Genomic DNA, 20,738 nt, shown 5'->3' with positions numbered 1-20,738 from the left:
CCGCGGCCCCGGCCGCCGCTTCCCCCGCCCCCGCCTCCGAAGGCTCCGTCAGCCGCGAGGAACTGGAGCAGCGCCTGGAGGCCACGCGGCAGGAGCTGCGCGAGGACATCCGCGCCCAGACGGCCACCCAGGCCGTGGCCAACAATGACTGGCAGGAGGAGTGGACGGAGGAGAAGCGCAAGCTGGAGCTGTTCACGCTGGACGGCTACCTGCGCGTGCGCCCCACGCTCTTCTACAAGTTCGACCTGGGCAAGCCCGCGCTGCCCTCCGGCACGCCCCTGGGCCGCCAGCTGTGGACGCGCTCGCCGCGCTCCGCCGCCGAGCAGACCCAGGCGGGCGCCAACATGCGCTTCCGCCTGGACCCGTCCTTCAACGTCTCCGAGGACGTGCGCATCAAGGCGCAGGTGGACGCGCTGGACAACATCCTGCTGGGCTCCAACCCGGACAGCGCCTACAGCGGGGATGGGCGCAACAACTTCACGCTCTTCTCCGAGAACCAGTCCCCGTCCAACTCCGCCGTCAACGCGTTCAAGGACTCCGTCCATGTCCGCCGCGCGTACGGCGAGGTGACGACGCCCGTGGGCATCCTGCGCTTCGGCCGCATGGGCAGCCACTGGGGCCTGGGCATGCTGCGCAACGACGGCAACTGCCTGGACTGCGACTACGGCGACACGGTGGACCGCATCCAGTTCGTCACCGAGCCGTTCGCCGGCTGGTACGTGACGCCCATGCTGGACTTCAACTCGGAGGGGCTGTCCACGGAGAAGGCCAACGCCCTGGGCGAGCCGGTGGACCTCACCCAGTCCGACGACGCGCACAGCCTGGTGCTGGCCATCGCGCGGCGCGACACCGACCAGCAGCAGAAGGCCAAGCTGGACAACAACCAGGGCGTCCTCAACTACGGCCTGTACTTCACCTACCGCACGCAGCGGTACTCCACCCTGACGGAGACGGGCGTCCCCTTCGAGGACGCCAACCCCTCCAACCCCACCACCGTCACCACGCCGGCGTTCGTCCCGCGCGGCGGCACGCTCTACATCCCGGACCTGTGGTTCAAGTACGAGGAGAAGAAGTTCCGCATCGAGGCGGAGTTCGCCGCGCAGCTGGGCACCATCGACGGGCGCGCGCTCACGGCCAACGACCCCACCACCCAGTCGCTGCGCATCGCGCAGTTCGGCGGCGTGCTCCAGACGGAGTTCCACGTCATCGAGAACAAGCTGCACCTGGGCATCGAGATGGGCTTCGCGTCCGGTGACAAGGCGCCGGGCTTCGGCAACTACCCGGGCCGCCCGGGCTCGGGCTCGGACGGCAACACCGCGCCGGGCGACGTGGAGGGGCGTCAGTACCGCTGCGACACCGGCGGCTGCAGCGACAACGCCATCCGCAACTTCCGCTTCAACCGCGACTACCGCGTGGACGTCATCCTGTGGCGGTCCATCCTCAATGGCGTCACGGACGCGTTCTACGTGAAGCCGGGCCTCAAGTACTCCATCGCGGAGGGCTTCGATGTCTACGGCAGCGTCATCTACTCGCAGGCGTTCTACTCGGAGTCCACGCCGTCCTTCACCAGCAATGCGCTGGGCCTGGAGGCGGACATCGGCGCGCGCTACATCACCGAGGACGGCTTCGTGGCGGGCATCGACTACGGCATCCTCTTCCCGCTGGACGGCCTGAAGGACACGGGCCTGCCGGGCCAGGAGCTCAGCACCGCGCACGCCATCCGCGGCATGCTGGCCATCCGGTTCTAGTCCATGCGCTCCTCCCTCCCGCGGCTGTGCGCCGCCATCAGCCTGACGTTCGCGCTGGTGGCGTGCGGCATCAAGGGCAGCCCCCGCGCGCCCCGTCCCGCGCCGCTGCCCGCGCCCACCGCGGAGACGGTGCCCGCGCAGCAATCGCCGCGCGGACCCGTGGAGCCCTCGGGCCCCACGGTGCCGCCGTCCACCTCGGACGCAGGGCTGCCCGAGTGAGCGTCTTCCACCACCACAAGGGCGTGCTGCAAGCGGAACAGGTGCCGCTGCCCGCCATCGCTGACGCGGTGGGCACCCCCACGTACGTCTACTCCACCGCCGCGCTCACGGAGCGCTTCCAGGCGGTGACGGAGGCGTTCCAGGGGCAGAAGCACCTCATCTGCTATTCGGTGAAGGCCAACTCCAACCTGGCCATCCTGGGCCTCTTCGCCCGGCTGGGCAGCGGCTTCGACATCGTGTCCGGCGGCGAGCTGGCGCGCGTGAGGCAGGCCGGCGGCGGACCGGGCAGGACCGTGTTCGCGGGCGTGGGCAAGACGCCGGATGAGATGGCCCAGGCGCTGTCCCAGGGCCTCCTGCTCTTCAACGTGGAGAGCGCGGAGGAGCTGGAGGCGCTGGATGCCGTGGGGCGCAAGCTGGGCAAGCGCGCGCCGTTCGCGCTTCGCGTGAACCCGGACGTGGACGCGAGGACGCACCGCTACATCTCCACCGGCCTGAAGACGTCCAAGTTCGGCGTGCCCTTCGAGGAGGCGGTCGCCCTCTACGCGAAGGCGAAGAAGCTGAAGGGGCTGAAGGCGCTGGGGCTGGACTGCCACATCGGCTCGCAGCTCACGCGCACCGCCCCCATGAAGGCCGCCCTCACCAAGGTGGCGGACCTCTACGTCACGCTCAAGGCCCGGGGCCACGCGCTGGAGTACCTGGACGTGGGCGGCGGGCTGGGCATCACCTATTCGGATGAGACGCCGCCCAGCCCCCAGGAGTACGCGCGCACGGTGCTGAACGCGACGGAAGGCACGGGGGCCACGCTGCTCCTGGAGCCCGGGCGGGCGCTCGTGGGCAACGCGGGCGTGCTGCTCACGCGCGTGCTGTACCGGAAGCCCACCGAAGCGCGGACCTTCGTGGTGGTGGACGCGGGCATGAACGACCTGCTGCGCCCGGCCCTCTACGAAGCGCACCACGACCTGCGGCCGGTGGTGAAGCGCCGCGGCCGGGACGTGGAGGTGGACGTCGTGGGGCCGGTGTGTGAGTCCACGGACGTGCTCGCGCGGGCGCGCCCCCTGGTGCTGCCCCGCCAGGACGACCTGTACGCCTTCATGAGCGCCGGGGCTTACGGGATGAGCATGGCCTCCACCTACAACTCGCGGCCCCGGCCGGCGGAGGTGCTGGTGGACGGAGCGGCCTGGCGTGTCGTGCGGGAGCGCGAGCGCGTCGAGGACCTCTGGCGCGGTGAGCGGGCCTGAACGTATAAGCGCCGACATGAAGACCTTCGAAGGCTCCATGACGGCGCTGGCCACTCCGTTCCACGACGGCGCGCTGGACGAGGCTGCCTTCCGGGCCCTGGTGCGCTTCCAGCTGGACGGCGGCACGAACGTGCTGCTGCCCATGGGCACCACCGGCGAAGCCGTGACCATGGACGCGGACGAGCGCGCGCGCGCCATCGCCGTCGTCGTGGACGAGGTGAAGGGCCGGGTGCCGGTGGTGGCGGGCGCGGGCAGCAACAGCACGCGCGAGACGATTGAGTCCGTGCGCCGCGCGCGCGAGGTGGGCGCCGACGGCGCGCTCATCGTCACGCCCTACTACAACAAGCCCACGCAGGCGGGGCTGGTGGAGCACTACCGCGCCATCGCGAAGGCGCACCCGGGCTTCCCGCTCATCGCCTACAACGTGCCGGGCCGCACGGGCGTGGACCTGCTGCCGGAGGCGGTGCTCCAGCTGTGTGACCTCCCGGAGGTCGTGGCGCTGAAGGAGGCCACGGGCAGCCTCATCCGCGCGGTGGACCTGGTGGAGAAGTGCGGCGACCGGATGACGCTGTTGTCCGGCGACGACTTCACGGTTCTGCCCTTCATCACGTGCGGCGGCAAGGGCGTCATCTCCGTGTCCGCCAACGTCGCGCCCCGCATGATGGCGGACCTGGTGGCGGCGGCGCGGAGCCACGACATCGCGAAGGCGCGCGGCCTCCAGGTGCGGATGAACGCGCTGCACCGGCTGCTCTTCGTGGAGCCCAACCCCATCCCGGTGAAGTGGGCGCTGCACCTGATGGGCCTGTTCGGTCCGGAAATCCGCCTGCCGCTCGTGCCCATGGGCGAGGCGAACGCCGCGAAGCTGAAGGCCGAGCTGTCCGGGCTGGGCCTGCTGAAGGCCTGAAGGGAGCGCGCGCCATGACCCGCACCGTCATCACCGGCATCTCCGGCCGCATGGGCAGCACGCTGGTGCGCCTGGCGAAGGCCGCCAGCGACCTCCCGGTGGTGGGCGCCACGGTGCGCCCGGGCAGCCCCCTTTCAGGGCAGGACGCGGGGCTCGTGGCCCGGCTGGGTTCTCCGCTGGACCTGCTCGCGCACGACGACCTGGGCCGCGCGCTGGACGGCGCGAAGGCGGACGTCGTGGTGGACTTCACCGGCCCGGAGGCCACGCTGCACCACGCGAAGGTCTGCGCCGAGCGCGGCGTGGCGCTGGTGGTGGGCACCACGGGCTTCACGCCGGAGGGGCGCGCGCAGCTGGAGGCGCACGCGAAGAGGATTCCCATCGTCGCGGCGCCCAACATGTCCGTGGGCGTGAACGTGGTCATCCGCATGGCGGCGGAGCTGGCGCGCGTGCTGGGCCCGTCGTTCGACGTGGAGGTGCTGGAGGCGCACCACCGCATGAAGAAGGACGCGCCCAGCGGCACCGCGCTCAAGCTGGCGGAGGTGCTGGTGGACGCGCTGGGCCGCTCGAAGGACGACCTCACCTTTGCGCGCGAGGGGCAGACGGGCGCCCGCCCGCCGGGTGAGATTGGCGTGCAGGCGCTGCGCGGCGGGGACGTCGTGGGCGAACACACGGTCTACTTTTTCGGAGAGGGCGAGCGCATCGAGCTCACCCACCGCGCGACGAACCGTGATCAGTTCGCGCAAGGGGCGCTGAGGGCCGCGCGCTGGGTGGCGGGCCGCGCTCCGGGACTCTATGACATGGCCGACGTGCTCGGCCTCCAGGGGAAGACATGACCGCCCGTTACTGCCGCTTCCAGGTCGAGGGCCGCGCCAGCCATGGCCGTGTCGACGGCAACGAGGTGGTGGTGCTCACCGCCGCGCCGTGGGCCGGCGGCAAGGAGACCGGCCTGCGCCGCTCGCTCCAGGGGCTCACGCTGCTCACGCCTTCGGACGCGTCCAAGGTCGTCTGCATCGGCCAGAACTACCGCAAGCACGCGGAGGAGATGGGCAAGCCCATCCCCACGGAGCCTCTCATCTTCACCAAGCCCTCCACCGCGCTCAACGGCCCCGGCGCTCCCATCCGCCTCCCCAAGGCGAGCCAGGAGGTGCACTACGAAGCGGAGCTGGCGCTCGTCATCAGTGAGCGCCTGAAGAACGCCGACGAGGCCACCGCCGCGCGCGCCATCTGGGGCCTCACCTGCTTCAACGACGTCACCGCGCGCGACATCCAGCGCAAGGAAATCCAGCACACCCGCGCCAAGGGCTACGACACCTTCGCCTGCGCGGGCCCCTGGGCCGTGACGGGGCTGTCCCCCGCGGACCTGCGGGTGGTGTGCCGGGTGAACGGACAGGTGCGCCAGGATGGCCGCACGTCCGACATGGTGTTCAGCCCCGCCCGCCTGGTCTCCTTCATCTCCCACATCATGACGCTGCTGCCCGGCGACCTGGTGAGCACGGGCACTCCGTCCGGGGTGGGCGCGCTGAAGGCCGGGGACACGGTGGAGGTGGAGCTGGAGGGAATCGGAACCCTGGTGAACCCGGTTGAGATGGAGCCTTGAGCGCTACCGTCTATGTAGGACTGGGTTCCAACGAGGGCGACCGCGAGTCCCACCTCGTGGCCGCCCTCGCCGCGATTTCGTGCATCGACGCGGTGTCGGTGCTGGGCTGTTCCTCCCTCTATGACACGGCCCCGGTGGGGCCCGCGCAGCCGCGCTTCCTCAACGCCGTGGTGGCGCTGGAGTGCGACCTGACGCCGCAGCGCCTGCTGTGCATCCTCCAGCGGATTGAACAGGACCTGGGCCGCCGCCGGATGCAGCGCTGGGGCCCGCGCACCATCGACCTGGACATCCTCCTGTGGGATGAGGAGGACCACTGCGTCGTCGCGGACGCGAACCTCCAGGTGCCCCACCTTGAACTGCACAAGCGCCGCTTCGCGCTGGAGCCCCTGGCGGAGCTGGCCCCCGACGCCCGCCACCCGGTGCTGGGCGTGACGGTGCAGGAGCTGCTCGCGAAGCTCGCCCCCCAGGACGTCCGCAAGCGCGAGGCCCTCTACTGGCCCGACATGGGCGCCCGTTTCCCCGTCCACGAACTATGAGCCTGTCCCTCGTCCTGGCCACGACCGCGCTGCTCGCGGCCGAGCCCACCTCCCTGCCTCCCGGCCACCCCACGATTCCGCCCGGCACCCAGGCCTCCCCCGCCATGGGCACGGGCCCTGGCTCCAACGCCGCCAACGGCGCGCTGCCTCCCGGCCACCCCACGATGCCCGCGGGCTCTCCCGTGGCGCCGGGCACGCCGCTGCCGTCGGGCCACCCCACGGTGGACACGAACAAGCTGCCGCCCTCCGCCGAGGAGCTGATGAAGCAGCTCGACTCGTCCGAGGGCCTGCGCGAGCGGGAGAAGACCTTCGAGATCGCCTCGTCGCTGGGCCGGCTCTACTACATGAACGGCCGCAACGCGGAGGCGCTGGCCTACCTGGGCCAGGCGCAGAGCAAGGCGGACGGCGTGCGCTCGCTGTTCCTCGCGTCCCGGAAGAAGCTGGGCAAGGCCGCCATCCCCACCCCGGAGGCCGCGAACTGCGGCTTCACGCCGGGGCAGGCGCTGGACTCCATGGAGGCCGTGGCGCAGGCCCGCGCGAAGTCCGGGGACGCCGCCGGCGCCGCCGCGTGCGCGCTGGCCGCGCTGGTGCCCGCGCTGGACGTGGACACGCTGCGCGGCAACGCGCTGTACCTGGGCGGTGACACCGCCAACGCGCTGAAGGCGTACGCGCGCGTGCTGGAGGTGGAGCCCCGCCACGAGGAGGCGCTCTACGCCCACTCCGCGCTGCTCTTCGAGACGCAGGGCGAGGACCTCCAGGCGCTCGGGGCCGCGCGCCAGGGCTTCGACGCGCTGGCGACGGCATACCCGCAATCCCAGCGCGCGCCCATGGCCCGCGAGCTGAGCGTGCGCATCGCGGAGATTTCGAAGGCGGGCGGCCGGAAGAAGTGGCTCGCGTCGCGCGCCGCGGACCGCAAGGTGCGCCTGTCCCAGTCCACCGCGCAGGCCGCCGCGATGCCGCCGGACGCGCCGCGCCCGCTGACGCCGGAGATGGTGGACGCGGTGAAGAACACCGAGCGCACGCCGGAGCTGGAGGCGGGCCTCACCAAGCTGGTGGAGGAGGGCGAGGAGCACCTGGCGCGAGGCCGCTACCAGGAGGCCCTGGCCAACTACACCCGCGTGGTGCCCTTCCAGCCGGAGAACGGCCGCGCGAAGGCGGGCATGGCCTGGGCGCTGGTGGGCCTGGGCCGTCCCATGGGCGCGCGCGTGTGGAGCGTGGCGCTGGAGTCCGACGCGGGCGCGGTGGAGAAGCTGGGCGACACGCTGCTCGCCAAGGGCGACGCGAAGGGCGCCAAGGCGCTCTGGGAGAAGCTGTCCCAGGACGTGCCCAACTACCCCAACAAGGCCGCGCTCCAGGCGAAGCTGTCGCAGTAGCCCTCGGCTTTCTTAGACGAACTTCGCCGCCAGCAGGTCCTGGACGTCGAGCAGGCCCACCGCCCGGCCCTCGACGTCCACCACGGGCAGCTGGTCTACCCGCAGCTCGCGCATCTGCGCGGCGGCGGTGAGCACCAGCGTGTCCGGGGTGATGCAGCGCGGGCGCTTGCCCATCACCTCGCGCACCGGCACCTCGAAGTCGGTGTGGCCCCGCTCCACCAGCCGGCGCAGGTCGCCGTCCGTGAAGATGCCCTCCAGCTTCCCGTCGCGGTCCACCACGCACGCGGCGCCCGGCCGGCCCGGCGTGTTGGTCATCACCACCACCGCCAGGGACAGCCGCGCGGTGTCCAGCACCAGCGGGTTCGCGGGGCCCGTGCGCATCAATTCGAAGACGCGCAGCACGGAGCGCCCCAGCTTCCCACCCGGGTGCAGGAGCGCGTAGTCGTCCCGCCCGAAGGGACGTGAGCGCAACAGCGTCATCGCCAGCGCGTCGCCCACGGCGTGCAGCGCGGCGGTGGACGCGGTGGGGACGAGGCCCATGGGGCAGGCCTCTTCGATGCGGCCGATGTCCAGCACCACCTCCGCGCCCTTCGCGAGCGGGCTGTCCGCGTCCCCGGTGAGCGCCACCACCGGCGTGCCCATGCGCTTGAAGAGGGGCAACAGGCGCAAGAGCTCCTCCGTGCTGCCGCTGTTGGACAGCGCGAGGATGACGTCGCCCAAGCCCACGCGGCCCAGGTCGCCGTGCACGGCCTCCGCGGGGTGGAGGAACACGGAGCGGACGCCGGTGGACGCCAGCGTGGAGGACAGCTTCTGGCCGATGTGGCCCGCCTTCCCCATGCCCGTCACCACCACCTGCCCCGGGCAGTCGCGCACGAGCTTCAGCGCGCGCAGGAACGCGTCCCCCAGCCGGTCCGTGACGCCCAATATCGCGCGGGCCTCCGCCTCCAGCACGCCGCGCGCGTAGGTGAGCGCGGCCTCGTCGTCCTCATCGCGACGGGCAGGGGCAGGGGACGGCGCGCGGCCGGGGAGGGCACGCAGTTTGGGCTTCTTGGCGGTGGAGCGGGGAGCGCGGGCCATGGATGGGCGCTACCTCTACTCCGCCATCGCGTGGGCGGCCATCCTTGACGCATGGGGGGGCCTGGGCTACGGCCTGCCCGCCCGGCCGCCCGTGGCCGGAAAACCCAAGGGGACGGCATGAAGTTCTTCATCGACAGCGCGGACGTCGGCGAAATCCGCAAGGCCCACGAGATGGGCTGCGTGGACGGCGTCACCACCAACCCGTCACTGCTGGCCAAGGTCGGCCGCAACCTGGAGGAGACCATCCGGGAGATCTGCTCCATCGTGGACGGTCCCATCAGCGCGGAGTGCGTGTCGCTGACGGCCCCGGAGCTCATCAAGGAAGGCCAGGGCCTGGCGAAGATCCACGACAACGTCGTGGTGAAGATCCCCATGGGCGTGGAGGGCATGAAGGCCGTCAAGGCGCTCACCGCCGACGGCATCCGCACCAACGTCACCCTCTGCTTCTCCGCCAACCAGGCCCTGCTGTGCGCCAAGGCCGGCGCCACGTACGTGTCGCCCTTCGTGGGCCGGCTGGACGACATCTCCCAGGACGGCATGGAGCTCATCGCCCACATCCTGGAGATCTACCAGAACTACGACTTCACCACGCAGGTGCTGGTGGCCAGCGTGCGCAACCCCGTCCACGTCCTCCAGGCCGCGCGCCTGGGCGCGGACGTGGCCACGCTGCCCTACAACGTCATCACCCAGCTGGCGAACCACCCCCTCACCGACGCGGGCATCCAGAAGTTCCTCGCGGACTGGGAGAAGGTCCCCAAGCAGGGCAAGTAGTCGCCAGCTTCATCCCACGACGCACGACGGCCGCCGGACTCCCTTCGCTTCCGGGAGCACGGCGGCCATCCTGTTTCGATGCGCTGTGTCCGGCCTGACCGCTACTGCACGGTCAGGGGACGGCTGACGGTGAGCGAGTTGCGGGTGTTGCTGAAGGTGACGTTCACCTTGCCCGAGGACGCGCCCGTGTTCGCGGTGCTGCCATTGATGCGCACGGTGGCGGTGTTGCCGTCCCGGAAGCCGGAGACGGTGTAGCGCCACTGGCACCAGGCCTTGGAGGCCACCGCCTCCGTGACGGCTTTGTTGATGTTGCAAGGGCCCACGTCCTTGTAGCCCGGCTGTCCGGCGGCGGGCTCCACCTCACGGCGCTCGTGCGTGATGGTCATGCCGTAGGTGCGCGAGTTCAGCGTGGCGTCCTTCTCCGTGACGGTGACGGTGCCCTTGCTCGTGGTGACGGCGGCGGTGATGTTGGCGGTGTCCGGTGACAGTTGGTTGCCGAAGGGGTCCGCCACGCGCACGCCGAAGCTCATTTCCCCTCCCTTGGGGATGTCGAAGCCCGCCGAGCCCGGGTCCGGCGAGAACGTCACGATGGGCGCGCCCACCACGGAGGAGAAGCCCGTGTAGACGATGTGGGTGGAGTGCCACAGCTGCGTGTCGCCGTCCCAGCAGCCGTTGGGGCCGTCCCAGACGCCGTTCGGCTGGGCGCGCTGGCCCGTGGCGCAGTTGAGCCGCTCGGTGTCGATGAACTTCTCACCCGAGTCGTACAGGCCGTTGTCGTTGGAGTCGACGAAGGGCTCGGGCAGGTCCACGAACCACTCGCCTGGATCCCACTTGCCGTTCTTGTTGCCGTTGGACGCGCCGGAGCCGTCGTAGAAGGACTCCTCACCGGGGCTGACCGCGATGACGGTGACGAGCATGTCGCGCGGGTTGTTGCCGCCGTGGTCCGGCTCTTCCGCCAGCGGGCTGACTTCCTTCGGCGGCCAGTCACCGGAGGTGAGGAACTTCGTGGTGACCAGGCCCGGCGCCTGAGAGGTAGGCGGCGTGGACACGGTCACGCTGCCCGCCTCCGTGTACCAGTTCACCTTCGGGTCGATGACCACCGGGTTGTTGAACCGGTCGCTCAGCTGCGCGCTACAGGTGGTGCTCAGATCCGAGCGGGGCGGCGTCTCCGACGCGTTGGCGGCCAGGTTGATCTGCGTGCACTGGACGACGAAGTTGTCGTCCGAGGCCCGGGCTCCGCTGATGGAGATGCTCTTGGAGTTGGCCGCCAGCTCCTTGCCGTCCACGGACGCCTGCACGATGGCGAAGCCCACCTCATTGCCCGACTGGAGCGTGGTGCTGACCATGCCCGAGTTGTTGGTCGTGGCGAAGGTCGGCAGCAGGGTGGTTCCGCCCGCGCCCGTCACCGTGAAGTTCACCTTGGCGTTGGCGACGCCCACGCGGTTGAGGTCCACCACCTTGAACGTGACCAGCGTGGACGTGTCCACGTTGGAGGACAGGATGCCCAGCCGCTCCTTGGTGCTGGAGACGAACGACACCTCGGCCGGGTCGCTCGCCACGGGGCCACCGTCAGGCGTGCCGCCGTCGCCCTGCGTCCCACCGTCGGTCTTCGCCCCACCGTCGCCCTGCGTCCCACCGTCCGTCTGGGGCGTCGGCGCCTTGACGGTGACGCTGGTGGTCTTGGAAACATCGCCCCAGGTGGCGGTGATGGTCACGGCCCCGGCGCAGCCTTCGTCGAGCGCCTTCTCGCAGCGGAACGTCTTGCTCAGCTTGCCGTCCACCAGGTCGAACGTCCTGGCCTGGACTCCGCCCCCGTTCTCGCTGTCCAACACGCCCGCAGCCGCCGTCAGGTTGACGGAGCCCGTGCCGAGGTTCCCGTCCTTGTCGAGCGCGGTGATGGACAGGGTGGTCGTCTGCCCATCATCGGTGATGGTGGCCGGATTCGGCGTGATGTTCAGGAACGGCTGGCCAGGCTGGTCGTTGTCATCGTCGTTGCCCGGGCAGGCCGACAGGCCGAGGGCCAGCAAGAACACGCCAGCGAATTTCAATGATTTGTGCATGTGGGAGTTACCCCCTCCAAGGAAAAGTCCTTTTAGTGGAAAGGTCCCCTGCTGCACAAACAGGCAGCGGACGGACGGGGGCCGCCGGGCGCCTTAGGGACGTGCAGGTGACGTGCTTCCTGTCGCTTTATTCACGCCTCGGGACTGGCGGCCGAACGTCGGGAGCGGTATGGCAGGGGAAGCGGATTGATATTTGAATCAACCCTCACGGAGCCCCGCCCATGGACTTCCAGCTCAGCGAAAACCAGCGCGCCTTGCAGGACGCCGCGCGCAAGTACGCCCGTGACGTGGTGCGCCCCAAGGCCCCCCACTACGACGAGACCTCCGACTTCCCCAAGGACCTCATCTCCGCGGCCTTCGAGCTGGGCCTGCTGAACATGGCCATCCCGTCCGAGTACAACGGCGTGGGCCTGACGCACCTGGAGCAGGTCATCGTGTGCGAGGAGCTGGCGTGGGGCTGCGCGGGCGTGGCCACGTCCCTCATCGCCAACGACCTGGCCAACCTGCCCATCATCCTCCACGGCACGGACGACCAGAAGAAGCGCCTGCTGGCCCCCTTTGGAGAGAAGCTCAAGCTCAGCTGCTTCTGCCTCACGGAGCCCGCCGCGGGTTCGGACGTGGCGGCCATGGGCACCACCGCGCGCCGCGAGGGTGACGAGTACGTCCTCAACGGCAGCAAGTGCTTCATCACCAACGCCGGCTACGCGGATCAGTTCACCGTGTTCGCCACGCTGGACAAGGGCAAGAAGCACAAGGGCATCACCTGCTTCGTCGTGGAGGGCCGCCCGCAGGGGCTCACCACCGGCAAGCACGAGAACAAGATGGGCCAGCGCGCCAGCAACACCACCACCGTCACGTTCGACGAGGTGCGTGTCCCGGTCGCCAACCGCATCGGCGAGGAGGGCGAGGGCTTCAAGATCGCCATGGCCACGCTGGACAACAGCCGCCCGCTCACCGCGAGCATCTCCATTGGCATCGCCCGCGCGGCGCTGGAGCACTCGCTGGAGTACTCCGCGCAGCGCCAGACGATGGGCAAGCCCATCCGCGAGCACCAGGCCGTCCAGTTCATGCTGGCGGAGATGGCCATGAACACCCACGCCGCGCGCCTGCTCACCTACGAGAGCGCGCAGGTGCTGGATGAGGGACAGCGCAACACCCTCCAGTCCAGCTATGCGAAGTGCTTCGCTGCGGACATGGCCATGAAGGTCGCCACGGACGCGGTGCAGGTGTTCGGCGGCTACGGCTACATGAAGGAATACCCCGTGGAGAAGCTGATGCGCGACGCCAAGCTCATCCAGGTCTACGAGGGCACGAGCCAGGTGCAGCGCCTGGTCATCGCGAAGGAACTGTTCAGGTAGAAAAGCAAAACTGTGCCCGGCGGGGCTTTCCCGTTGCCGCCGCCGTGTGCGGATGTCTATTACTCCGGCCCTGATGCGCGACGCGTCAAGCGCCCGATTTCCAAACACTCCCCACTGAGGAGAAGCCCGCCGTGAAGATTCTCGTCACCGCCAAGCGCGTGGAAGATCCCGAGTCGAAGATCAAGGTGAAGCCGGACGGCTCCGACATCGTGAAGGAGGGGTTGAAGTACAAGATCAACCCCTTCGATGAAATCGGCGTGGAAGAGGGCCTGCGCCTCGCGGCGAAGCACACCGGCGAGGTGGTGGTGGTCTCCATCGGCGGCAAGGAGGTGCAGGAGCAGCTGCGCCACGCGCTGGCCATGGGCGCCAACCGCGCCATCTGGGTGAACCACACGGGCCCGCTGGATCAGCTGGGCATCGCGGGCCTGCTCCAGAAGGTCGCGGAGAAGGAGAAGCCGGACATCGTCCTGTTGGGCAAGCAGTCCATCGACGACGACCAGAACCAGGTGGGCCAGTACCTGGCCGAGTTCCTGGGCTGGGGCCAGGCCACGTTCGCCTCCAAGGTGGAGTCGCTGGAGAGCGACCAGGAGAAGAGCAAGGTCCCGGCGGTGGTGCTGTCCGCGGACAAGAAGAGCGTCCAGGTGGTGCGTGAAGTGGACAACGGGCTGGCGACCCTGGAGGTCCAGCTGCCCGCCATCGTCACCACGGACCTGCGCCTGAACCAGCCGCGCTACGCCAGCCTCCCGGGCATCATGAAGGCGAAGAGCAAGCCCATCGAGGAGCTGACCCCGGCGGGCCTGGGCGTGGACGTGGCCCCGAAGATCCAGGTGCTCAAGCTGGCGTCGCCCCCGGCGCGCAAGGCGGGCATCAAGGTCCCGGACGTGGCCACCCTGGTGGAGAAGCTGCACAACGAGGCGAAGGTCGTCTGACCCGCGCTGCCAACCCTTCCAACGATTCCGGAGACAGACACCATGTCCATCGTCCTCATCGTCGCCGAGCAGCAGCCGGACGGGAACCTGCGCAAGGCCTCCCTGAACGCCATCGCCGCGGGCAAGCAGCTGGCCGACAAGGCCGGCGCCGAGCTGCACCTCGTCCTGCTTTCCAAGGACCCGTCCAAGCTGGCGGAGGAGCTCAAGGGCTCCGGCGCCAAGGTCATCCACACCGCCGCCGCTCCTGAGTTCGAGCACTACCTGGCGGAGACCTACGCCCCCGTCGTCGCGGGGCTGGCGCAGGAGCTGAAGGCCACCTTCGTGGGCGCGGCCTCCACGGCGCAGGGCAAGGACCTGCTGCCGCGCGTCGCCGCCCGGCTGAAGGCCGCCATGGCCACCGACATCACCGCCATCAACGGCAGTGGCGCGGACATCACGTTCACCCGTCCCATGTGGGCCGGCAACGTGTTCGCCGAGGTGAAGCTCTCCACGCCGGTGCAGGTCATCAGCATCCGCGCCACGGAGTTCTCGCCGGTCGCCGGCGCGGGCGCGTCCGCGGAGGTGAAGTCCTTCCAGCCGACGCTGGAGGCCTCCAAGACGAAGTTCGTGTCCTTCAACGAGGTGAAGAGCGCCCGTCCGGAGCTCACCGAGGCCAGCGTGGTGGTGTCCGGTGGCCGCGGCACCAAGGGCGACTTCAAGGAAGTCGAAGCGCTGGCGGACCTGCTGGGCGCCGCGGTGGGCGCTTCCCGCGCGGTGTGCGACGCGGGTTGGGTTCCCAACGACCTGCAGGTCGGTCAGACGGGCAAGGTCGTCGCGCCGAAGCTGTACATCGCCGCGGGCATCAGCGGCGCCATCCAGCACCTGGCCGGCATGAAGTCCTCGAAGACCATCGTCGCCATCAACAAGGACCCGGAGGCGCCCATCTTCCAGGTGGCCGACTACGGCCTCGTGGACGACCTCTTCAAGGTCCTGCCCGCGCTGCGCGAAGGCATCCAGAAGCTGAAGTAGTCCGCTCCCCGCCGTCCTGACGGCGGGCCGTGACCTCCGAGGGGCGCGTCACCGGGACATCCCGGGGCGCGCCCTTCGTCACGTCTTGGAGCCTGCTGCGGGCGCCCTACAGCTCGATGTCGGTGTCGTGGCCGGGCTTCTGCTGCGCGGGCGGCTCCGAGGGCTCGGCGTCTTCCGGCTCCAGCTCGTGGGGCACCTCCGGCTCCAGCGGCTCTTCCGGTGCTTCTGGGGGCGTCTCGCCGGTGTCGAGCAGGTCGATGCGCTGTCCGCCCTCCACCTGGACGTAGAGGGTGCGGAAGGTCCACGCCTCGCCGTTCTTGTCGGCCACGGCGTGGAGGTTGCCGTCCGCCTTGGGGCCGTCCAGCGGGACGGTGAACTCCGCGTGGGTGCGGCCGTTGCGGGTGCTCACCTGGGTGTTGCTGGGGAAGCCCGGCTTGAAGGAGCCGCCCAGGGCCTGCTGCACGTGCGGATCCTCCTGGGCCTCCGTGATGGCGTCCGTGTACGCGCCCATGTCCTTGAACGACGAGTAGCCCCAGCCCACGGCGATGGCCACGAAGCAGAAGCACGAGCCCATCATCCCCAGACAGCCCACGGGCACCGCCCACTTCCAGTTGCGGCTCCACCACCCCTGGCGGGGCACGGGTGCGTAGTCACCCTCGGGACTTGTCGGCGGCATGGGGGCCCTCCTGGCCTGGACCTGGGGCCGTGTCATAGCCGGTTCCGGACGAAGCCGGGGTGGGGCCTGCACCGCGGGCGGGTTTCGGGGGCGCCTTCATGACAGAGTGGGTGTCATGCCCTCTGGTGGCGTCTCGACGGCCGAGCTCGCGGACCTGCTTGCGGCGCTGCCCTTCGGCCACCGGCTGTGGGTGCGCGGCATGGGGCGGTGTCTCTACCCGCTGTTGCGCAGCGGGGACGCGGTGCGGCTGTTGCGCTGCGGGCCGGAGCGGCTGGCGCGCGGGGACGTGGCGCTGGTGCGGCACGGGCCCCGGCTGGCCGCGCAGGTGGTGCTGTCCACGGAGCCCTGGGTGACAGAGTCGCTGTTGGGCGGCACGGACGTGGCGGGCGGGGAGCTGGTGGGGCGCATCATCGCGCTCAAGCGCGGGCGGTGGGTGATGCGGCTGCCCCGGCCCACGCGGCCGGCGCTGTTCCTCTTGCAGCGCACCCTGTCCGGTGTGTGGACGAAGCCCGCGTCCCGGGCGGTGTTCCGCCACCTGCGCGACCTGTTCTCCGGGTGGACGAAGCCGCTGCGCCGCCAGTTCGTGGGCCCGCTGGAAATCCGGCTGGTGCGCCCGGACGACCTGGACGCGCTGCTCGCCTTCGCCACGGAGCGGCTGGTGGTGTCCGGCACCTTCCTGCGCCGGCAGCTGCGCGACCGCTGGGGCCTGCCGCAAGACAGGCGCGTGGGCGCGGCGGCGGGCGCCTTCGACGCGCAGGGGCACCTGCTCGGCTTCGCCTGGGCGGACGACTACCACCAGGAGGGGCTGTCCCTGGACGGCTTCTGGGTGCGCTCGCTGGTGGTGTCCCCCAAGGTGCGGCGCATGGGCGTGGCCACCGCGCTGGTGCGGTGCCTGGTGGAGGAGATCCACCGGCAGGGCGCGGACCGGCTCCAGGCGGACATCGACGAGGACAACACCGCCTCCCTGCGGACCTTCACCGGCCTGGGGTTCCGCCCCGCGCCGGACGCGCTGACCGTCGCCACGAACCAGCAGTGGGACGCGGCCGGGGGGAGCAAGCGGCTGGTCGTGCTGGTGCGCCCGCTCCCGGCCTGATGCAGGACAGGGGTTGCGCTCTTCCCCCGGCTGGGCCAAACGGCAGGGCGTCCTGCTTCAGGCCGTGGGCAGGGAAGGGTGGATCCGGTGTCTGAAGGGCGTGACAGCGCGCAGTGGCAGGCGGACGGGGCGCTGGTGCTCCTCACCCTGTTCTGGGGCATGACGTTCGTACTGGTGAAGGATGCGCTCGCGTTCGCGGACCCATTCACCTTCCTCACCCTGCGCTTCACCCTGGGCGCGTTGGTGATGGCGGCGCTCGCCGGGCGGCGGATGTTCACGCCCGGCCTGGTGAAGAAGGGGCTGCTGCTGGCGGTGCTGCTGTTCCTGAGCTTCGCGCTCCAGACGGTGGGGTTGATTGACACCACGCCGTCGCGCGCGGCGTTCCTCACCGGGCTCAACGTCCTCTTCGTCCCGCTGATGTCCGCGGTGCTCCTCAAGCGGCTGCCCCGGTGGACCACCACGGCGGGCGTGGTGCTGGCGGCGGTGGGGCTGTACGCGCTGACTCGGCCCTCGCAGGTCGAAGCGTCGCTGGACGGCGGGTTCCGCCTGGGCAACTGGCTGTCGGTCGGCTGCGCGATGACGTACGCGGGGCACATCCTGCTCACGGAGCGCTTCGCCCCGGGCGAGAGCGTGCGGGGGCTGGTGGCGGTGCAGCTCGCCGGCGTGGCGGTGCTGTCCGCGCTGTGTCTGCCCTTCGTGGAGCGCAGGCTGGAGCCGACCCCGATGCTCTGGAGCGCGGTCGTGGTGTGCGGCGTGCTGGCCAGCGCGCTGGCCATCGGTGTGCAGACGTGGGGCCAGGCGCGCACCACGGCGGTGCGCGCGGCGCTCATCTTCGCGCTGGAGCCGGCGTTCGCGTCCGCGTTCTCCGTGGCCGTGGGCCGCGAGGTGCTGGGGCCCCAGGCGTGGGTCGGCGGTGCGCTCATTCTCCTGGGCGTGCTCTTCTCCGAGCTGGGGCCCGTGGTGTGGGACGGATGGCGGGCACGAGGCCGCACGCCCGCCGCCTGAGCATGCGGCATGGCCCCGCTCGGGAGCGCGAGCGGCCGGGCCGCGCTATAGACAGCGCCCATCCCATGAGCGTGGAGCTGAGACGCAACGGCCTGCACCTGACGGGCACGCCCCTGTCGCTGGACGCGAAGCGCAAGTCGCCGCTGTCCTTCGTCAGCCACGGGCACTCGGACCACATCGCCCGTCATGAGAGCACCATCGCCACGGCCGCCACGCTGCGCTTCATGGCCCACCGGCTGGGGCCGGTGGCGTCCCCGCTGTCCGTGCCCTTCCGCCGCCCGTTCGAATTGGGCCCGCTGCTCCTGGAGCTGCTGCCCGCGGGCCACATCCTGGGCAGCGCGCAGCTGCGCGTCACCCGCGCGGATGGCAAGCGCATCGTCTACACGGGGGACCTCAACACCGCGCCGTCGCTCACGGCGGAGGCCACGGAGGTCGCGACCTGCGACACGCTGGTCATCGAGTCCACCTTCGGGCACCCGCGCTACCGCTTCCCGCCGCGCCCGGAGGTGCTGGGGCAGGTGGAGACGTGGCTGCGCGCGCAGCTGAACCGGGGCGTGACGCCGGTGCTGCTGGGCTATCCCCTGGGCAAGAGCCAGGAGGCGATGAAGCAGCTGGCCCTGCGCGGCTTCCACCTGGTGGCGCACCCGTCCATCTTTGAAGTCGCGGAGCTGTACGCGGAGCTGGGCGTCCCCATCGAGAACCTGCGCCGCTACGACGGCCGCGTGGAGCCGGGCGAGGTGCTCTTCTTCCCGCCGCACCTGGCGCGGGGCGGGGCCCTGGCGCCGCACTGGCCCCGGGCGACGGGGGTGCTCACCGGCTGGGCCATGGACCCGGGCGGCGCGCGGCGCTACGGCGCGGACGTGGCCTTCCCGCTGTCGGACCACGCGGACTTCCCGTCCCTCCTGCGCTACGTGAAGGACACCGGCGCGCGCGACGTCATCACCTGCCACGGCTTCGCGGAGGAGCTGGCCCAGGCGCTGCGCGACGCGGGCACGGACGCCCGCCCGCTGGGCAAGCCACAGCAGATGACCCTGTTTTGATTTCGCCGCGCTGGCGTGTTGGAACGGGCGCCCGATATGCCCACTCCTGCTCCCTCGCTGACCGGACACCTGGCCAACGTGCTGTTGTGCACGGACGCTGAACCCAAGCGCTTCGTCACCCGGGAGGTCCCGGAGGTGGCGGTCGACTTCGCGGGCATCGTCGGGGACCGGCACGCGGGCCTCACGCGCAAGGCGGACGTGCGGGTGCCGTGGTTCCCCAAGGGCACGCTCATCCGCAACACCCGGCAGCTCTCCATCGTGTCGCGCGAGGAACTGGTGGAGGTGGCGCGCACGCTGGGCGTGCCGCACGTGCTGGCGTCGTGGCTGGGCGCGAACCTGGAGCTCGTGGGCGTGCCCAGGCTTACGCACCTGCCTCCGGGGACGCGGCTGTTCTTCCCGGAGGACGCCACGCTGGTGATGGAAGGGGAGAACCACCCCTGCGTGCAGCCGGGCCGCGTGATTGAAGCGCACCACCCGGACCTGAAGGGGCTGGCGAGCCGCTTCGTGAAGGCCGCGTGGCAGAAGCGCGGGCTGGTGGGCTGGGTGGAGCGCCCGGGCCTCATCCGCGCGGGCGACGCGGTGCGCGTGATGCTGCCGCCGCCGGTGACGTACTCGCTGCCCTCCGCGCCGTCCGAATCGGAGGCGGTGGGCTGAGCGCACTCCCTGCCTTTCAGTGCAGGGACAGGAAGATGCGCAGCTGCCAGGTGTCCTTCGTCACGGCCGGGAAGGACTCGAAGCGGCTGTGGCGCCGGAAGAAGTTCAGCTGCGAGCCCATCCCCAGGTTCTTGTACACGGGGAGGTCCACCTGCAGTTGGGCCTGGTGCACCCGGTGCGAGCCGCCCGAGCCGTCCACCACCCGCACGTGCAGGGCGCCCGCCTCCAGCGTGACGACCTCCCAGTCCTCGCGCAGGTACGCCATCTGGAGCTGGAAGCCCAGGCCGGGGCCGTAGTCGTAGTCGCGGCCCTCGTTGCCCTCGCTGTCGGTGTGCTCGGAGGTGACGCCGGTGAGGAGGCTGCCGTCCACGAGCAGCGCGGTCCTCAGCCGGGAGCGGTTGACGAACCGGTGCTCGTGCAGCAGGCCCACGTCCAGGGACTGGCCGCCCACCTCATACGCGAGCGTGTCCGTGTAGCCGAGCTGCTGGAGCAGGCCCAGGCGCAGCTCGTCGCGCTCGGCGCTCCAGAGCGTGGACTTCACGAGCAGGCCCTGCAGCCGCGCGTTGGTGACGAGGCTGGTCTCCCGGGTGGTGAACTGGACGCGCGCGTCGAAGGCGTCGAAGGGGCGGTGGTGCGCGCCCCGGTACATGTCGCCGTAGCGCAGGGCGCCCTGGATGAAGAACTGATCCTCGCCCCAGGCCAGGGACCTGCCGTCACCCAGCTTCAGGTAGCCCAGCGAGGCCCAGCCCGCGATGTCATCCGGCCACCACTCCGTCGGCGAGGGGCCCTGGTGGGAAACGTCGCCGCGCAGCACCCGGTTGAGGCCGCGCACGGGGCTGATGATTCCGGCGGTCAGCTCGCGGACGAACCGCTGCCGGCCCCGGACCTCCGTGTCCAGCACCAGCGAGGACAGCCGGTAGAGCGCCTCGCCCATGGCCACGCCGCCCACGGTCGTGTTGATGAGGTCATTGGCGGACGGCGGCTCGTTCTCCGCGAACAGCTCCCACTGCAGGCTGCCCAGGAAGGTGAGCGGCACCGCGGCCTCGAACGGCAGGCCGTTGTCGCGCGCGGCCGTGTAGTAGAGGCTGCCGTGATACGGGTGCGCGAACTGGTTGGTGGAGAAGCCGTCCTGGTCCCAGACGAAGCCCGTGCGGAGGTTCTCCTTCCAGACGGACGGGGAGATGTACGCCCAGTCCTTGTTCGCGATGTACCGGTCATACGTCCAGACGAACAGGTTGATGGCGGTCACTTCCCCCAACGCAATCCACGGGTGGGGCCCGGGGTTGTCCCGGATGTCGTCCTCCTTCAGGGGCGCATCCTCCGGCGGAGCGGGCTTCTCCTCGGCCGCGGGAGGGCAGGGGGCCCACTGGGTCTCCTGGCCGGGCGAAAGCCGCGCCGCGCAGAGGGCCATGACGTTGGCCGGAACGGAGCGCACCATGTCCTGTGGCGAAC

At 70.5% G+C, this 20,738-nt stretch carries 21 protein-coding genes; 17 read left to right on the top strand and 4 right to left on the bottom strand.

Going from position 1 to position 20,738, the window contains the following annotated elements:
• The 8 genes from D7W82_RS28005 to D7W82_RS27970 form a co-directional block, all read left to right on the top strand.
• Positions 1-1,748: TIGR04551 family protein (locus D7W82_RS28005; protein WP_120621274.1), on the top strand; the 1,748-nt coding region annotated here is incomplete at its 5' end.
• 3 nt (positions 1,749-1,751) lie between these two features.
• Positions 1,752-1,967, top strand: a complete 216-nt coding sequence (locus D7W82_RS28000; RefSeq protein ID WP_120621273.1) for a hypothetical protein — start codon at positions 1,752-1,754, stop codon at positions 1,965-1,967.
• Positions 1,964-3,205, top strand: a complete 1,242-nt coding sequence (lysA, locus tag D7W82_RS27995; protein WP_120621272.1) for a diaminopimelate decarboxylase — start codon at positions 1,964-1,966, stop codon at positions 3,203-3,205. The genes D7W82_RS28000 and lysA overlap by 4 nt, the downstream gene beginning before the upstream one ends.
• Positions 3,206-3,221: 16 nt before the next feature.
• Complete coding sequence (gene dapA / locus D7W82_RS27990; RefSeq protein ID WP_120621271.1) at positions 3,222-4,109, top strand: 4-hydroxy-tetrahydrodipicolinate synthase; 888 nt, start codon at positions 3,222-3,224, stop codon at positions 4,107-4,109.
• A gap of 14 nt (positions 4,110-4,123) precedes the next feature.
• Positions 4,124-4,942: a 4-hydroxy-tetrahydrodipicolinate reductase gene (dapB, locus tag D7W82_RS27985; RefSeq protein ID WP_120621270.1), complete on the top strand. Its 819-nt coding sequence runs from the start codon at positions 4,124-4,126 to the stop codon at positions 4,940-4,942.
• Positions 4,939-5,706, top strand: a complete 768-nt coding sequence (locus D7W82_RS27980) for a fumarylacetoacetate hydrolase family protein (protein ID WP_120621269.1) — start codon at positions 4,939-4,941, stop codon at positions 5,704-5,706. Before dapB ends, D7W82_RS27980 begins: the two co-directional genes overlap by 4 nt.
• Positions 5,703-6,242, top strand: a complete 540-nt coding sequence (gene folK / locus D7W82_RS27975) for a 2-amino-4-hydroxy-6-hydroxymethyldihydropteridine diphosphokinase (protein WP_014399260.1) — start codon at positions 5,703-5,705, stop codon at positions 6,240-6,242. The genes D7W82_RS27980 and folK overlap by 4 nt, the downstream gene beginning before the upstream one ends.
• Positions 6,239-7,615 (top strand): hypothetical protein, encoded by a 1,377-nt coding sequence (locus D7W82_RS27970; RefSeq protein ID WP_120621268.1) that lies wholly within the window; start codon positions 6,239-6,241, stop codon positions 7,613-7,615. The genes folK and D7W82_RS27970 overlap by 4 nt, the downstream gene beginning before the upstream one ends.
• Positions 7,616-7,627: 12 nt before the next feature.
• Here the strand turns inward: D7W82_RS27970 and D7W82_RS27965 are convergent, their stop codons facing one another.
• On the bottom strand, positions 7,628-8,692 hold the full coding sequence (locus tag D7W82_RS27965) for an SIS domain-containing protein (protein WP_120621267.1): 1,065 nt from the start codon (positions 8,690-8,692) through the stop codon (positions 7,628-7,630).
• Between D7W82_RS27965 and D7W82_RS42220 the strand changes: the two genes are divergently transcribed.
• Together D7W82_RS42220 and fsa are read left to right on the top strand one after the other, a co-directional pair.
• Positions 8,691-8,813 (top strand): hypothetical protein, encoded by a 123-nt coding sequence (locus D7W82_RS42220; protein ID WP_255417354.1) that lies wholly within the window; start codon positions 8,691-8,693, stop codon positions 8,811-8,813. The two genes, D7W82_RS27965 and D7W82_RS42220, sit on opposite strands and share 2 nt — an antisense overlap.
• Positions 8,810-9,463, top strand: coding sequence for a fructose-6-phosphate aldolase (fsa, locus tag D7W82_RS27960; RefSeq protein ID WP_120621266.1), 654 nt, complete (start codon positions 8,810-8,812; stop codon positions 9,461-9,463). The genes D7W82_RS42220 and fsa overlap by 4 nt, the downstream gene beginning before the upstream one ends.
• A gap of 101 nt (positions 9,464-9,564) precedes the next feature.
• Here the strand turns inward: fsa and D7W82_RS27955 are convergent, their stop codons facing one another.
• Positions 9,565-11,496: a hypothetical protein gene (locus D7W82_RS27955; protein WP_120621265.1), complete on the bottom strand. Its 1,932-nt coding sequence runs from the start codon at positions 11,494-11,496 to the stop codon at positions 9,565-9,567.
• A gap of 248 nt (positions 11,497-11,744) precedes the next feature.
• Between D7W82_RS27955 and D7W82_RS27950 the strand changes: the two genes are divergently transcribed.
• From D7W82_RS27950 to D7W82_RS27940, 3 genes are all read left to right on the top strand, one after another.
• On the top strand, positions 11,745-12,881 hold the full coding sequence (locus tag D7W82_RS27950; RefSeq protein ID WP_120567641.1) for an acyl-CoA dehydrogenase family protein: 1,137 nt from the start codon (positions 11,745-11,747) through the stop codon (positions 12,879-12,881).
• A 131-nt stretch (positions 12,882-13,012) separates the two neighbouring features.
• Positions 13,013-13,810: an electron transfer flavoprotein subunit beta/FixA family protein gene (locus D7W82_RS27945; protein WP_120621264.1), complete on the top strand. Its 798-nt coding sequence runs from the start codon at positions 13,013-13,015 to the stop codon at positions 13,808-13,810.
• A 42-nt stretch (positions 13,811-13,852) separates the two neighbouring features.
• Positions 13,853-14,818, top strand: coding sequence for an electron transfer flavoprotein subunit alpha/FixB family protein (locus D7W82_RS27940; RefSeq protein ID WP_120621263.1), 966 nt, complete (start codon positions 13,853-13,855; stop codon positions 14,816-14,818).
• Positions 14,819-14,924: 106 nt separating this feature from the next.
• Here the strand turns inward: D7W82_RS27940 and D7W82_RS27935 are convergent, their stop codons facing one another.
• Entirely contained in the window at positions 14,925-15,494 is a 570-nt protein-coding gene (locus D7W82_RS27935; protein ID WP_158617743.1) for a cytochrome c oxidase assembly factor Coa1 family protein, read from the bottom strand.
• A 115-nt stretch (positions 15,495-15,609) separates the two neighbouring features.
• Between D7W82_RS27935 and D7W82_RS27930 the strand changes: the two genes are divergently transcribed.
• The 4 genes from D7W82_RS27930 (at position 15,610) to D7W82_RS27915 (ending at position 19,286) form a co-directional block, all read left to right on the top strand.
• On the top strand, positions 15,610-16,587 hold the full coding sequence (locus D7W82_RS27930) for a GNAT family N-acetyltransferase (protein WP_171426689.1): 978 nt from the start codon (positions 15,610-15,612) through the stop codon (positions 16,585-16,587).
• An 87-nt stretch (positions 16,588-16,674) separates the two neighbouring features.
• Positions 16,675-17,592 carry a DMT family transporter gene (locus tag D7W82_RS27925; RefSeq protein WP_233587974.1) on the top strand — a complete coding sequence of 306 codons (918 nt, stop codon included), beginning with the start codon at positions 16,675-16,677 and terminating at the stop codon, positions 17,590-17,592.
• 65 nt (positions 17,593-17,657) lie between these two features.
• Positions 17,658-18,632 (top strand): MBL fold metallo-hydrolase, encoded by a 975-nt coding sequence (locus D7W82_RS27920; RefSeq protein WP_120621260.1) that lies wholly within the window; start codon positions 17,658-17,660, stop codon positions 18,630-18,632.
• A 36-nt stretch (positions 18,633-18,668) separates the two neighbouring features.
• The gene (locus D7W82_RS27915; protein ID WP_120621259.1) at positions 18,669-19,286 is read left to right on the top strand and encodes an MOSC domain-containing protein; all 618 of its coding nucleotides are present in this window, start codon (positions 18,669-18,671) and stop codon (positions 19,284-19,286) included.
• Between the two features lie 16 nt (positions 19,287-19,302).
• Here D7W82_RS27915 and D7W82_RS27910 read toward each other — a convergent pair.
• On the bottom strand, positions 19,303-20,738 hold a 1,436-nt coding region (locus tag D7W82_RS27910; RefSeq protein ID WP_233587973.1), incomplete at its 5' end, for a DUF3943 domain-containing protein.

Origin of the sequence: Corallococcus sp. CA049B (assembly GCF_003611685.1) — a bacterium.
Lineage (GTDB): Bacteria > Myxococcota > Myxococcia > Myxococcales > Myxococcaceae > Corallococcus > Corallococcus coralloides.
This window is presented reverse-complemented; position numbering and strand designations above follow the sequence as displayed.